The sequence below is a fragment of the Aeromonas sp. CD genome (assembly GCF_033349375.1).
Lineage (GTDB): Bacteria > Pseudomonadota > Gammaproteobacteria > Enterobacterales > Aeromonadaceae > Aeromonas > Aeromonas hydrophila.
The window spans coordinates 1,917,280-1,930,041 of record NZ_CP137631.1 but is presented as its reverse complement, the minus strand read 5'-3'; the positions used below and the strand labels follow the sequence as shown (position 1 = coordinate 1,930,041).

Annotated in this window: 16 protein-coding genes, 1 tRNA gene and 1 other RNA gene; 13 read left to right on the top strand and 5 right to left on the bottom strand. The window is 60.4% G+C overall.

Annotated elements, in window-relative coordinates; genetic code table 11:
• Window positions 1-5: 5 nt before the first annotated feature.
• Together R2E40_RS09030 and R2E40_RS09025 are read left to right on the top strand one after the other, a co-directional pair.
• Window positions 6-1,040: a response regulator gene (locus R2E40_RS09030; protein ID WP_039214923.1), complete on the top strand. Its 1,035-nt coding sequence runs from the start codon at window positions 6-8 to the stop codon at window positions 1,038-1,040.
• 8 nt (window positions 1,041-1,048) lie between these two features.
• Window positions 1,049-1,480 (top strand): PAS domain-containing protein, encoded by a 432-nt coding sequence (locus R2E40_RS09025; RefSeq protein ID WP_005346525.1) that lies wholly within the window; start codon window positions 1,049-1,051, stop codon window positions 1,478-1,480.
• A 60-nt stretch (window positions 1,481-1,540) separates the two neighbouring features.
• Here R2E40_RS09025 and ltaE read toward each other — a convergent pair whose 3' ends face one another.
• The 3 genes from ltaE to R2E40_RS09010 all read right to left on the bottom strand — a co-directional run bounded on the left by ltaE (window position 1,541) and on the right by R2E40_RS09010 (window position 3,841).
• Window positions 1,541-2,560, bottom strand: a complete 1,020-nt coding sequence (gene ltaE, locus R2E40_RS09020) for a low-specificity L-threonine aldolase (RefSeq protein WP_318165265.1) — start codon at window positions 2,558-2,560, stop codon at window positions 1,541-1,543.
• A 90-nt stretch (window positions 2,561-2,650) separates the two neighbouring features.
• Window positions 2,651-3,352, bottom strand: coding sequence for a short-chain dehydrogenase (locus tag R2E40_RS09015; protein WP_318165264.1), 702 nt, complete (start codon window positions 3,350-3,352; stop codon window positions 2,651-2,653).
• Between the two features lie 81 nt (window positions 3,353-3,433).
• Window positions 3,434-3,841, bottom strand: a complete 408-nt coding sequence (locus tag R2E40_RS09010) for a helix-turn-helix transcriptional regulator (RefSeq protein WP_318165263.1) — start codon at window positions 3,839-3,841, stop codon at window positions 3,434-3,436.
• A 114-nt stretch (window positions 3,842-3,955) separates the two neighbouring features.
• Between R2E40_RS09010 and R2E40_RS09005 the strand changes: the two genes are divergently transcribed.
• Complete coding sequence (locus R2E40_RS09005) at window positions 3,956-4,855, top strand: aldo/keto reductase family oxidoreductase (RefSeq protein ID WP_318165262.1); 900 nt, start codon at window positions 3,956-3,958, stop codon at window positions 4,853-4,855.
• A gap of 71 nt (window positions 4,856-4,926) precedes the next feature.
• Here the strand turns inward: R2E40_RS09005 and R2E40_RS09000 are convergent, their stop codons facing one another.
• Both R2E40_RS09000 and R2E40_RS08995 read right to left on the bottom strand, forming a co-directional pair.
• Window positions 4,927-5,205 carry an RNA recognition motif domain-containing protein gene (locus R2E40_RS09000; RefSeq protein ID WP_026080382.1) on the bottom strand — a complete coding sequence of 93 codons (279 nt, stop codon included), beginning with the start codon at window positions 5,203-5,205 and terminating at the stop codon, window positions 4,927-4,929.
• A 218-nt stretch (window positions 5,206-5,423) separates the two neighbouring features.
• Window positions 5,424-5,966 carry a hypothetical protein gene (locus R2E40_RS08995; protein ID WP_318165261.1) on the bottom strand — a complete coding sequence of 181 codons (543 nt, stop codon included), beginning with the start codon at window positions 5,964-5,966 and terminating at the stop codon, window positions 5,424-5,426.
• Between the two features lie 175 nt (window positions 5,967-6,141).
• Between R2E40_RS08995 and mepA the strand changes: the two genes are divergently transcribed.
• The 10 genes from mepA (at window position 6,142) to R2E40_RS08945 (ending at window position 12,760) form a co-directional block, all read left to right on the top strand.
• Window positions 6,142-6,906, top strand: a complete 765-nt coding sequence (mepA, locus tag R2E40_RS08990) for a penicillin-insensitive murein endopeptidase (RefSeq protein WP_180807310.1) — start codon at window positions 6,142-6,144, stop codon at window positions 6,904-6,906.
• A gap of 42 nt (window positions 6,907-6,948) precedes the next feature.
• Window positions 6,949-7,554: a LemA family protein gene (locus R2E40_RS08985; protein WP_016350422.1), complete on the top strand. Its 606-nt coding sequence runs from the start codon at window positions 6,949-6,951 to the stop codon at window positions 7,552-7,554.
• The gene (locus tag R2E40_RS08980) at window positions 7,551-8,282 is read left to right on the top strand and encodes a TPM domain-containing protein (protein WP_318165260.1); all 732 of its coding nucleotides are present in this window, start codon (window positions 7,551-7,553) and stop codon (window positions 8,280-8,282) included. The genes R2E40_RS08985 and R2E40_RS08980 overlap by 4 nt, the downstream gene beginning before the upstream one ends.
• A 20-nt stretch (window positions 8,283-8,302) precedes the next feature.
• Window positions 8,303-8,920 carry a TPM domain-containing protein gene (locus R2E40_RS08975; RefSeq protein ID WP_042064353.1) on the top strand — a complete coding sequence of 206 codons (618 nt, stop codon included), beginning with the start codon at window positions 8,303-8,305 and terminating at the stop codon, window positions 8,918-8,920.
• Window positions 8,921-9,065: 145 nt separating this feature from the next.
• A tRNA-Ser gene (locus tag R2E40_RS08970) sits at window positions 9,066-9,153 on the top strand.
• A gap of 54 nt (window positions 9,154-9,207) precedes the next feature.
• Window positions 9,208-9,336, top strand: a non-coding RNA gene (locus R2E40_RS08965) — RtT sRNA.
• A gap of 445 nt (window positions 9,337-9,781) precedes the next feature.
• Window positions 9,782-10,540, top strand: a complete 759-nt coding sequence (locus R2E40_RS08960; RefSeq protein WP_065477944.1) for a flagellar motor protein — start codon at window positions 9,782-9,784, stop codon at window positions 10,538-10,540.
• Window positions 10,518-11,393, top strand: coding sequence for a flagellar motor protein MotB (locus R2E40_RS08955; RefSeq protein WP_253626727.1), 876 nt, complete (start codon window positions 10,518-10,520; stop codon window positions 11,391-11,393). Before R2E40_RS08960 ends, R2E40_RS08955 begins: the two co-directional genes overlap by 23 nt.
• A gap of 258 nt (window positions 11,394-11,651) precedes the next feature.
• Window positions 11,652-12,056: an NADH-quinone oxidoreductase subunit A gene (locus R2E40_RS08950; RefSeq protein ID WP_016350419.1), complete on the top strand. Its 405-nt coding sequence runs from the start codon at window positions 11,652-11,654 to the stop codon at window positions 12,054-12,056.
• A gap of 29 nt (window positions 12,057-12,085) precedes the next feature.
• The gene (locus R2E40_RS08945) at window positions 12,086-12,760 is read left to right on the top strand and encodes a NuoB/complex I 20 kDa subunit family protein (RefSeq protein WP_005299840.1); all 675 of its coding nucleotides are present in this window, start codon (window positions 12,086-12,088) and stop codon (window positions 12,758-12,760) included.
• The last annotated feature ends 2 nt before the right edge of the window (window positions 12,761-12,762 follow it).

The window sequence follows — 12,762 nt, the reverse complement described above, 5'->3', positions numbered from 1 at the left end:
ACACTATGAATGTATTGATATGTGATGACTCAGGATTCGCCCGTAAACAGCTGGCCCGCGCCCTTCCCGCCGACTGGGACGTGACGCTGCATTACGCCGCCAACGGGCTGGAAGGGATAGAGCAGGTGCTGATGGGTCATGGGGATCTGATCTTTCTCGACCTGACCATGCCGGAAATGGATGGCTACGGCGTGCTGGAGACCCTCCAGCGGGAGGGGCTGCGCAACAAGGTCTTCGTGGTCTCCGGCGATATCCAGCCGGAAGCCTATCAGCGGGTGATGGGGCTGGGAGCACTTGATTTCATCAAGAAACCCGCCGCACCGGAAACCCTCAGCGCCCTGCTGAAACAGCATGAGCTGTGGCAGGCCAAAGGTGCCGCCACTGCACATGACATCCGGCCCGCTGGCCAGAGTGTCAGTGATGTCGGCAGTCTGGATACTGGCATCAAGATCAGCCCTGAAGTGCGCGACGTCTATCAGGAGCTCGCCAACGTCTCCATGGGCCAGGCCGCCGACCTGCTGGCCCGCCTGCTCAACGCCTTCGTGGTGCTGCCCATTCCCAACGTCAACGTGCTGGAAGTGTCCGAGCTGCACATGGCCCTCTCGGCCGCCGCCGACTCGGATACCCTCTCCGCCGTCTGCCAGGGCTTCATCGGCGCCGGCATCGCCGGCGAGGCGCTGATCCTGTTCCACGATTCCAGTTTCAAGGATCTGGCCCGGCTGATGAACCATCAGGGCGTGCTCGATCGCAACGCCGAACTGGAACTCTTGATGGATACTGCCAACGTGCTGATCGGCGCCTTTTTGCGCGGTTATGCCAGCCAGCTCGATACCCCCTTCAGTCAGGGCCACCCTGTGGTACTCGGCCAGCACAGGCCCATCAACGAGCTCATCAACACCAACAAGAGCCGCTGGCGCCGTACCCTGGCCATCGAGATCAACTACCGGGTCCAGGATTACGCGGTGCAGTGCGATCTGCTGCTGCTGTTTACCGAAGATTCCATCGCCACCATGAACAACAAAATCATGCACATGCTCTAGGAGTGACCATGGAAATCCGTGAATTTCATTGGCTGATGAACATAGTCCAGAACCTGGACGTGGGGCTGGTGGTGCTCGACAAGGAGTACAAGGTGCAGGTGTGGAACGGCTTCATGGAGAGCCACAGCGGCCGATTGGCCGGCGAGGTGCGCGATGGCGTGCTGTTCGAACTCTTCCCCGATGTGGATCGGGCCTGGTTCGAGCGCAAGGCCAACATGGTGTTCAAGCTCAACAACCGCGCCTTCAGCACCTGGGAGCAGAAACCCTATCTGCTGCGCTTCTCCAACTACCGCCCGATCACCGGCTCAGCCCCCCACATGTTCCAGAACCTGACGCTGGTGCCGCTGGCCGACTTTGGCGGTCAGGTGACTCACATCGCGGTAATGATCTACGACGCCACCGACGAGGCCATGCTGATGAGCGGCCAGCGCCAGGCGTGACCCGCTTTCTTCTCAACAATAAAACAGGGCGCCTTGGCGCCCTGTTTTATTGAGTGAACCTTAACGTGCGGCAAGGTACTCGGTGAAGGCATCGATCACCTCGTCGATGTCGTCATCGGTGATCTGCAGATGGGTCACCAGCCGCATCTCACCGTAACCGGAGAAGAGGATCCCCCGCTCCTTTATGAACGCGAGCAGCGCCTCGCCGTCCCCTTTCACCAGCCGCAGAAATACCATGTTGGTCTGCACCAGCGCGAGATCCAGCTCGATGCCGGGCAATACGGCCAACCCTTCGGCCAGCCGTCTGGCACGGCGGTGATCGTCCGCCAACCGGGCCACATGCTGATCAAGGGCAAACAGACCGGCCTGAGCCAGGATCCCCGCCTGGCGCATGCCACCACCCAGCATCTTGCGCAGCCGTCTGGCGCGGTCGATGAAGACGCGAGAGCCCACCAGCAGCGACCCTACCGGTGCTCCCAGCCCCTTGGAGAGGCAGATGGAAATGCTGTCAAAGGGTTCGGCCAGCTCGTCTACCCCATGGCCGCTCGCCACGGCGGCGTTGAACAAACGGGCACCATCCAGATGCAGTTGCAGCCCGCGTTCGTCGACGAACTTGCGCATCGCCTGCAGGTAATGAAGAGGCAGCACCTTGCCGTTATGGGTGTTTTCAAGGCAGACCAGCCGGGTCTGCACAAAATGGGCATCATCAGGGGCGATCGCCGCGGCGACATCGGCCACTGCCAGCGAACCGTCGGCCTGCATGGGCACCGCCTGCAGCGCGACCGAGCCCAGCACGGCGCTCCCCTGTGCCTCATAGCGATAGATGTGGGCCCCTTGGCCGACGATTGCGCCCTCCCCCCGCTGACAATGGCTCATCACCGCCAGCAGGTTGGACATGGTGCCCGAGGGGACAAACAGTGCGGCCTCCTTGCCAAGCAGCTCGGCCCCGCGGGCCTCCAGTGCATTGACGCCGGGATCTTCCCCGTAGACATCATCCCCCACCTCGGCATGCAACATGCTCTGACGCATTGCATCCGTGGGCTGGGTGACCGTATCACTTCGTAAATCGATATAGCGCATGACATCCCTCCTGAAGCAGGAGGATGACGTTAGCCAGCAGGAGCTGGCTTGGCAAGCGGGCCGTTTCCGGAATGTGAAGCCGGTGACGGCTTACCAGGGCAGCGGCTGGCCCTGCAGGTCGAGGAAGCCGCCGGACTGGGCCGGCGACAATTGGTTGATGAGATCAAGCAGACGCGGCGCCACCAGCGCCGGATCCTGCAAGGTCTCGGCCGCCAGTTCATCGAGGAAGGGTTGATTCATGGGGGTGGCCATCAGCCCCGGATGCACGGTGACAACCCCGGCGGCGGGGAAGCGTTCTCGCCACTCGTGGGCCAGCGTTCTTGCCCCCATGTTCAGTGCCGCCTTGCTCATCCGGTAGCTGTAACGACTGCCCGTCTCGTTGGCGCCAAGACTGCCGGCCAGATCGGAGAGAGTGCAGAGCCAGAGGCAGGCATCCACCGTCATTCGGCGGCTCAGGCAGGCGGCCAGAGCCAGCTGCGGCCAGGCGTTGGCCAGCAGGCTGTCGCACAACCACCTGGGGTTGACCTCCTCCACCCGCCGCTCCGGCATGAAGTTGATGTCGTGCAGCAGGCCGATGGTGTTGATCACCACGCTCGGCAACGGCGCCGTGTCATAGAGGGTGAACAGGGCATCGAAGGAGAGCACATCCACCTCCTGCAACGGGAAATAGCAGGCGGGATCCACGCCCTTGGGCAGCTGCCTGCCGGCCAGCACCAGCTCCTCGCCACGGGCGGATAGCTCATGTGCCAGCGCCGTGCCCAATCCGCCGCTGCCCAAGATCAGATAGCCCATCACCCTCTCCCCGCTGCCCTCATCTGCTTTAGAGGGTATCAGAATAATCCCCGGCCGTTGCCCGGCCATCCCCATTCAGGCTCACGCCTCATGCAGGTGTTTGCCAAACTCGCGTGCCCGCGCCAGATCCAGAAATCCGTCAGCCTGCTTGTGACTGCGCAAGAACTGGTAATAGGCGAGCAGGGTAACCAGCTCGTCTTCTGCGGGCAGACGCTGCTGCGGCAACTGTTCTTGCAACAGAGTGCCGGCGGCGCTCAGCGCTTCTCTGTCCACCACTTCCGCCTGCCGATAAAGGTAGCCGCAGCCGGTGGCGAGCCACTCCAGCGAGCAGTTGGCGGCCATGGCAATCTGGTTGGCCTTGCCAAGGCCGGGTTCGGCCCCTTTCAGATATTTACGGATCAGGGCCTCGCTCAACCCCACCTTGCGGGCAAAGGCACTGATGCTGCCCGTCCCGATCAGGCTCTGCAAGCGCTCGGCAAAACCGTTCATTTCCTTCCCCTTCAGAACCAAAGTTCGAATTAACAAAAGCCGCATTATTGCCTTGCCAGCCAGAAGAGACCAAGATGCTGGCAGCATTTTTCCCTTATCCGCCAAGGAGCCACCATGTCCGTATCCCGCCTCTCCCTGCATCCACAGGGCCCGACCTTCTCTCGCCTCATCATGGGTTACTGGCGCCTGATGGAGTGGCAACTCTCCCCGAGCGCCCTGCTGGATCTGATGAAGTACCACCTGGAGCTGGGGGTCACCACCATCGATCACGCCGATATCTATGGTGGCTACCAGTGCGAAGAGGCCTTCGGCAACGCCCTGCGCCTTGAACCCTCTCTGCGCAGCCGGATGGAGATCGTCAGCAAGTGCGGCATCGCCCTCACCGCCAAGCCGGAACACGCGCTGAATCACTACAACACCGGCAAGGCGCACATCATCACCAGTGCCGAGGCCTCCTTGCAAAAGCTCGCCACCGACCACCTGGATCTGCTGCTGATCCACCGCCCGGATCCCCTGATGGATGCCGACGAAGTGGCCGATGCCTTCATTACCCTCAAGCAGGCGGGCAAGATCAAGCATGCCGGGGTCTCCAACTTCACCCCTCGCCAGTTCGAGCTGCTGCAGTCGCGTCTGCCCTTCCCGCTGGTGACCAATCAGCTGGAGATCTCGCCGCTCAACCAGAGCACCACCCTGGACGGTACCCTGGACCAATGCCAGCAACTGCGCATCAAGCCGATGGCCTGGTCCTGCCTCGGTGGCGGGCGCCTGTTCCAGGCCCCCGAATATGCCCCGCTGCGCGCCGAGCTCGAGCAGATCCGCCAGGAAGTGGGTGCTGAACAGATCGAACAGGTGGTCTACGCCTGGGTCATGATGCTGCCAAGCCAGCCGCTGCCGCTGATAGGCTCCGGCAAACGGGAGCGCATCACCGCCGCCGTGGCCGCTGAATCCATCGTCCTCAATCGTCAGCAGTGGTTCCGCATCCGCAAGGCGGCGCTCGGCTACGACGTGCCCTGATTCATCCGGCAAACGCCAGAAACAAAAACGGCATGGGGGAAACCCATGCCGTTTTGCGTTATCGAGGCAGCTCAGCGATGACGCTGGGGGCGACCACGTGGTGCATCTGTCTTCGGCTTGGCCTGGTTGACTGTGATGGTACGGCCACCGATTTCGGTGCCATGCAAACCGGCGATGGCCTTTTCAGCCTCGCCATTGACAGGCATTTCAATGAAGCCAAACCCCTTGGACTGACCGGTATCGCGATCGATGATGATATCGACCTTGTCTACCTGCCCAAATTGGCTGAACACGGTTGTCAGTTCGTCGGCCGTCATCCGGTACGACAGATTACCTACGTAAATCTTCATGCCATCCACTCTCGATTCAAGGTGCCTTCTCTATCCAATCACCAACACAAAGGTAAGGGCACAACCCCCATGCCGGACCTGCCAGGGCACATGCCTGGGCACTCCCCCGTACGGTTCATTCAAGTCATTGATCTCTTGGGTGAACAGAACGGGCAAGATCAATTCGAGTCACTGGCAGTATCTGAGCTTTGGGGAAGATTGTCGAGAAAATAGTCAGCTCATATGGGGAGCAGGGTATCCAGCAGCCCCTGCAGCGTGCGTCGACCATGCCAGGCTCGCTTAAAGCCAAAGCGATAGATGCCGGGCGCCACGACATGGGTACCTTCCCGACTCAACCCCATCAGCCCGGTGGCGGCCGCCAGCTGCTCATCGTTCAGCGCCAGATCCAGGCTGAAGGCCAGCCACTGACCATCGTGGCCCACCTTGCGATCCCGCTCGACCCCGACCAGTACCGATCTTGGCAGGGCCTGTGCCCGATCACTGCTGCCACTGAGCAGGTAAAGGTGCGTCTCGTCCCAGGCCAACTCCGCCAGCCGCCAACGCTGCCAGCTGCGAGGCAGTATCATCATCAGCAGCACTATGCCGCCAAACACCAGCCCTACCCAGGGCAGCAAGCCCATATGCGGATAACCCAGGCCAACGGCGGCCAGCACGGTGACCAGGCTCGCCAGCAACAGCACCACCATCACTGGATAGAAACGACGAGCAGGGGGCATCAGCCAGACCAGTCCCTCTTTGTTCACCAGCTCACTGACCTTCATTCTCTTCTCCTCTTGCCTGTGGGTTTACACGCCCTGGATGCGCCAATTTTGTCGCGCATTGTGCGCGAGCCCGACACCGGGATGCAACCGGGCTCGCTCATCGGGTGACGGCCTCACCGGACTCTTGGTATCATTCTCTTCATCTGAGCCCATTCGCATGCTTGTCGGGAGTCTCATGCTTGCCACCACCCTGCTCTTCATGGCCAGTGCCTTTCTTGCCGAACCTCATCCCCACCAGGCTGAAGCGATTGGCGGCTACTCCGCCGGCTGCCTCAAAAATGGAGTAGCACTGCCGCTGACCGGCCCCGGCTATCAGGTGATCCGCACCAAGCGACTGCGCTACTACGGCCATCCCGAGCTCATCGCCTACCTGACCACCCTGGCCAACCAGACCCGCATGGCCGGCATGCCGGATCTCTATATCGCCGATCTCGCCATGGCCCACGGTGGCCCCTTCACCTCCGGTCACCGCAGCCACCAGACCGGCCTCGACGCCGACATCTGGTTTCGCATGGCCAACCAGCCCATCTCAACATGGGAGCAGGATGCCCCCAAGGAGTGGGCGCTGATCGATGAGCCCAGCTACCGGGTGCTGCCCGGGCGCTTCGGCCCCCAGCAGCTAAACCTGCTGCGCCTGGCAGCCAGCAAGCCCGAGGTCGCCCGCATCTTCATCAACCCGGTGCTCAAGGCCGAGGTATGCAAACGGGCGCCTGATGAACCCTGGGTCGCCAAATTGCGCCCCTGGGTCGGCCACTTCAGCCACTTTCATGTGCGTCTGCGCTGCCCGGCCGGCAGCCCGGATTGCCAGCCTCAGGCGCCGATCCCGCCCGGCAACGGCTGCGGCGCCGAGCTGGCCTCCTGGCTCAAAGACAAGCCGCAACTGCCCAAGGTTTCGATGGCTTACCACAAACCCAGGCTGCCCGCCCGTTGTGGCGGTTGACCACAAGCTGGTATGGTGAGCTGTTATCTGCAAAAAATGTCAATGGAGAACAACAAGATGGCCACTTCACTCTGGCAGAGGGCGACCCAGTCCCTGTTGGTTATGACCCTGCTGCTGGGCCTGACCGGTTGCGGCATGAACAATATTCCGACCCTGGATGAGCAGGTCAAGGCGAGCTGGGGCCAGGTCGAGAACCAGTATCAACGCCGCGCCGATCTGGTCCCCAATCTGGTGGCCACCGTCAAGGGCTACGCCAGCCACGAGCAGGAGACCCTCAAGGCGGTGACCGATGCCAGAGCCCGCGTAGGCAGCCTGCAGGTCAGTGATCCCGCCCAGCTCAAGGAGTTTGAAGCGGCCCAGAACCAGCTCTCCGGCGCCCTCTCCCGGCTGATGGTGGTGGTCGAGCGCTATCCGGAGCTCAAAGCGGATCAGCAATTCCTCACCCTGCAGGCCCAGCTGGAAGGCACCGAAAACCGTATCTCGGTGGCCCGGCGCGACTACATAGAAGCGGTACGCCAGTTCAATACCGAGATCCGTACCTTCCCCGGCGTCATCTGGTCCAAGCTGCTCTACTCGGATCTGGAGGCCAAACCCACGTTCAGCGCCAAGCCCGGTGCCGATGAGGCGCCCAAGGTCAGCTTCCAATGAAGCGCGTGATCCGTGCCCTGTTGTCCTGCCTGCTGTTGTGGACGACTGTGGTATCCGCCGCCCCCACCTTCCCCGCCTTGAGCGGGCGAGTGGTGGACGAGGCCAACCTGATGTCCCGCAAGCAGGCCCACCAGCTCACCCAGCAGCTGGCGGCGTTCGAGAAGCGCAGCGGCATTCAGCTGGTGGTGGTCTCTATCGACACGCTGGCGGGCGACACCATCGAGGAGTACGGCTATCAGCTCGGCCGTCACTGGGGCATCGGCCAGAAGGGCAAGGACAACGGGGTGCTGCTGCTGATCGCCCAGGATGAACGCAAGGTGCGCATCGAAGTGGGTTACGGGCTGGAAGGCGCCCTGCCCGATGCCATCGCCGCTAACATCATCCAGACCCGGATCCTGCCCGTGTTCAAGCGCGGCGACATGGTGGCCGGGGTGGTCGCCGGCAGCCAGGCGATCATGCAGGCCTTGGCGGGCGAGTACAAACCGGTAGACAACGCCAGCAAGGATAAGCTGGGCGGGCCCTGGCTGTTCATCCTGATGGTGATAGTGATGATCGTGCTGCACAACCTGCGTGGTGGTGGTGGCGGCGGCAGAGGTGGCCGGCGCCGCGCCGCTTACCTCGCCGGTGGCTTCGGTGCCGGTCGCTCCGGTGGCGGTTTTGGTGGTGGCGGCGGTTTCAGCGGAGGGGGCGGCAGTTTCGGCGGCGGCGGTGCCTCCGGTGGTTGGTAACAGGGATTAAGAGACGACACATGATTTCGAAACAGTTCTTTCACACGCTGCAGGCCAGGGTCAAGCAGGCGGAGCAGGCAACCGATGCCGAGCTGGTGACCGTTCTGGCCCCCGCCAGCGACGGCTATCGCTACATCCCCACCCTGTGGGCAGCGCTGCTGGCCATGCTCACCCCGCTGCTGGTATTCGAGCTCGGTTTCTGGCTCGGCTGGTACGAGATCCTGCTGGTGCAGTGGTCGGTCTGGCTGGTGCTGAGCATCCTGTTCCACTGGACCCCCATCAAGATGTACCTGATCCCCAAACAGGTTCGCCAGCACAGGGCCGCCCTGATGGCACGCCTGCAGTTCGTCGAACAGGGGTTGCATCGTACCCGGGATCGGCTGGGGGTGCTGATCTTCGTCTCGGTGGCCGAGCACTACGTGGAGATCCTGGTGGATGACGGCATCGCCCAGCACATCGACAACGGTCAGTGGCAGGAGATCATCGATGACTTCACCCGCCGGGTCCGCAACAAAGAGGTGGAACAGGGTTTCCTCGAGTGCATCGAGCGGACCAGCGCCATTCTGACCGACGCCTTCCCCGCCACCCGCGACCAGAACGAGCTGCCGGACAGCCTGATCATCCTCCCCAAGCCCTGAGCGGGTTTAAAAAACCGGCATTCTGTTCAAGGGATAGGCGTTCGATAAAGATTATGAAAAATAAGGGGAAAAGTGGTTGACCCAGGCAGCCCTTTCCCCTAAATTACGCCCCGTTCCAGCGCAACGGCGCTGTGAGCGAAAATTTGGTGAGGTGTCCGAGTGGCTGAAGGAGCACGCCTGGAAAGTGTGTATACGGCAACGTATCGAGGGTTCGAATCCCTCCCTCACCGCCAAATTTAAAGAACCGACCTGATGGTCGGTTTTTTGCTTCTGGGAGCACAGCAAATCTGATGCCCACAGAGGGAGGGTGAGAACCCTCGCCAGATTCGAGCAGAGCAGCTTGCTGCGATGAACGGCCGCAGGCCACCCCGAAGGGGTGAGCCACGCAGTGGTGAATCATCCCTCTCTCACCGCCAAATTTTAAAGAACCGACCTGATGGTCGGTTTTTTGCTTTTGGGGTTTTCAGAAGCGCGACTCCCGTGAAAGAAAGCAACATCCTCGTTGGGTACGAGCAACGCTGCCTGCGGTGATCAACGACTGAACGCAGCCCACAAGGAAAAACCACATGGGGTAAAGCGTCCCAACCCAATCTAAAAAAACCGGTCCAGTGGCCGGTTTTTTGTCTTCCAACATTTGCAATCTGATCTGCCGGGTCTCCCTTCCCGTCAAAGTCCCGCGACAGCCCCCTCCTCTTTTCGGTAAAACTCCCTGCATGGCCCGGCTGCTTGCCACCCGGGAAAGAGATCTGTCCATCGAGGTCAAGACACTGACTTTATTGCTCATCGATTGGATATCATTTTGAAAAACTGATACTTAAATAGCTACACTAGCCATTATCAATATTCAGGGACGTCCAAAAAATGAGCTTGATTGGCCTTGTTTTGGCAATAATTTGTATCCTTGGCGGTAACATCATCGAGGGGGGCCATCCCAGCGCTCTGCTCGATCTGCCCGCCTTCCTCATCGTGATCGGAGGTACCATAGGTGCCGCCTTGACCCAGTTTCCTTTCTCTGTCGTCGGTAAAACCTTCAAACGCTTCAAGTGGCTGCTGGCGCCCCCCAAACTCGACATGCAGCAGCAGGCTGAACTGCTGGAAAACCTGGCCGGCAATGCCAGACGCAGTGGCATGCTGGCCCTCGAAGGCATGATCGACGAGATCAAGGATCCCTTCCTGCAAAAAGGGGTGCAGATGATGGTCGATGGCTACGAGAAGACCAAGATCCACGAGGTGCTGGAGAACGAGATAGAGTTCGAGCAAGAAGATCTCGAGCAAAGCGTCAAATTCTATGAAGCCATGGGCGGCTACTGCCCGACCATGGGGATCGTGGGGGCGGTGTTTGGTCTGATCCACGCCATGGGCCTGCTGGATGCCCCTGACAAGCTGGGTGGCGCCATCGCGGTGGCCTTTATCGCCACCATCTACGGGGTGGGTGCCGCCAACCTGATCTTCCTGCCCTTCGGCAACCGCTACAAGGGCTTTGCCCATGATATTCGTCACTACAAGGAGATGACCCTGACTGGTATCCTCTGCATCGTCGATGGCGAATCCCAGCAACGCCTGCAAGTCACCCTCGAACCCTACCTCGGAGGCCACGGTGGCAAAAAAGAAAAAGGCTGAAGCACCGGAGAACCACGAACGCTGGCTGGTCTCCTATGCCGACTTCATGACACTGCTGTTCGCCCTGTTCGTGGTGCTCTACTCCTTTGCCATGGCCAAGCAGTCTGAAACCCGGGTGCTGATCCAGGGCTTCATCGAATCGCTGGGCAAAATTGGCCTCATCTCCCCTGCCGCGGGCTCCCCCGTGATGCAGGGCGGTACCGGGATCCTGGAACCCGAGTCCAAGACCACCCCCAGCAGCCCGAAGAAAGAGACGGTATTGGAGAAGGATGCCCCCATGGCCGCCTCGGATCCCTTCAACGAGACCATAGGCGCCGCGGAAAAGCCGAGTGCAACGGAGTCATGGCCTCACAAGACCAAGGAGCAGGAGTGGGTGCAGGTCACCAAAAAGAAACTCGAGCAGCAGCTCAAGGCACAGATTGAATCCAAGGATCTGGAGGTGGAACAACTGGGCAGCCAGTTGGTGATCCGCATCGGTGAAAAGGCGCTGTTCCCGGCTGACTCCGCCTTCCTGCAGCCCCAGTTCATCCCGCTGGTCAACAAGATCTCCGGCATTCTGGCTGACATTCCGGGCAAGGTGGTGGTCACCGGCCACACCGACAATTCCCAGGCCCCGGTAGAGCTCTATCGCAGCAACTGGGAACTGTCGGTATTGCGCTCCGCTTCCATCGTGCACACCTTGCTGACCAACCCCAAACTCGATGCCACCCGGGTCATCGCCCAGGGGGTCGCGGATGCCCAGCCCCGCTATCCCAATGACACAGCCGAGCATCGTCAGGCTAACCGCCGGGTCGAGATCACCCTCTCCCAGGGCAAGGCGGCCGAACAGGCGCTACCCATCCTCAAACCCTGATCGAGCAGACCCCGCCTGGCGGGGTCTCTCATTTCACGATTAGTTTATTTTTCACACGATCCCGCCATTTCCGCCTCACCCTAAAAGCGATTGAAAATGATTCTCAAATAGGAACATTGACTCCGCTAGCAAAATACGATTTTCCTCCCGCTGATTAATAATTAATCCTTTGAAATGACATGTAAATCAGTACGAAAGTGGCATAATACGTAACATCCTTGTTAAGTCGCGTGATTAATTCGGTTAGGGAAAACTCCTATGTTTGCTGATATTGCTGTCCAGCATTGGGCTTTTGCTGTCTATGTAGTTGGGGCCATCTGCATCTGCCTGACCATGATCGGCCTTGCCGCCCTGCTGGGTGGTCGAGCCTATGGTCGTGCCAAGAACAAACCCTTCGAATCTGGCGTCGATTCGGTGGGCAATGCCCGTCTACGCTTCTCCGCCAAGTTTTATCTGGTTGCCATGTTCTTCGTCATCTTCGACGTCGAGGCACTCTACCTCTTCGCCTGGTCCGTCTCCGTTCGGGAAAGCGGCTGGGTCGGCTTCATCGAAGCCACCATCTTTATCTCCCTGCTGCTGGTAGGACTCGTCTACCTGTGGCGCATTGGCGCCCTCGACTGGGCACCGAAAAAGCGCGTCCTGACCGACAAGAAGCCAGACTGAATTACTGATTATCCCTTTGAGGTTGCACCATGAAGTACACCCTGACCCGGATCGACCCAGATGCGCCCGTTGAGCGCTACCCCCAGGAACAGCGCCAGACCGTCGAGGATCCCCTGGCTCAAGAGGCCTCACGCGGCATCATGATCGGGCGCCTCGAAGAGGTGCTGCAAGACACTGTCAACTGGGGCCGCAAGAACTCCCTCTGGCCTTACAACTTCGGCATCTCCTGCTGCTACGTAGAGATGTGTACCGCCTTCACCTCCCCCCATGATGTGGCCCGTTTCGGTGCCGAAGTCATTCGTGCCTCACCGCGCCAGGCCGATTTCATGGTGATCGCCGGTACCCCCTTCATCAAGATGGCCCCCGTCATCCAGCGTCTGTATGAACAGCTGCTCGAACCCAAGTGGGTCATCTCCATGGGTGCCTGCGCCAACTCCGGCGGCATGTACGACATCTACTCGGTCGTTCAGGGCGTCGACAAATTCCTGCCGGTCGACGTCTATATTCCGGGTTGTCCGCCCCGTCCCGAGGCATTCCTGCAGGCGCTGATGCTGCTGCAGGACTCCATCGGCAAGGAGCGCCGTCCGCTCTCCTGGGTGGTTGGCGATCAGGGTATCTATCGCCCCCAAATGCCTGCCGAGAAGGACCGCAAGCGTGGCGAGCGGATCAACGTCACCAACCTGCGCACGCCGGATGAGATCTGACC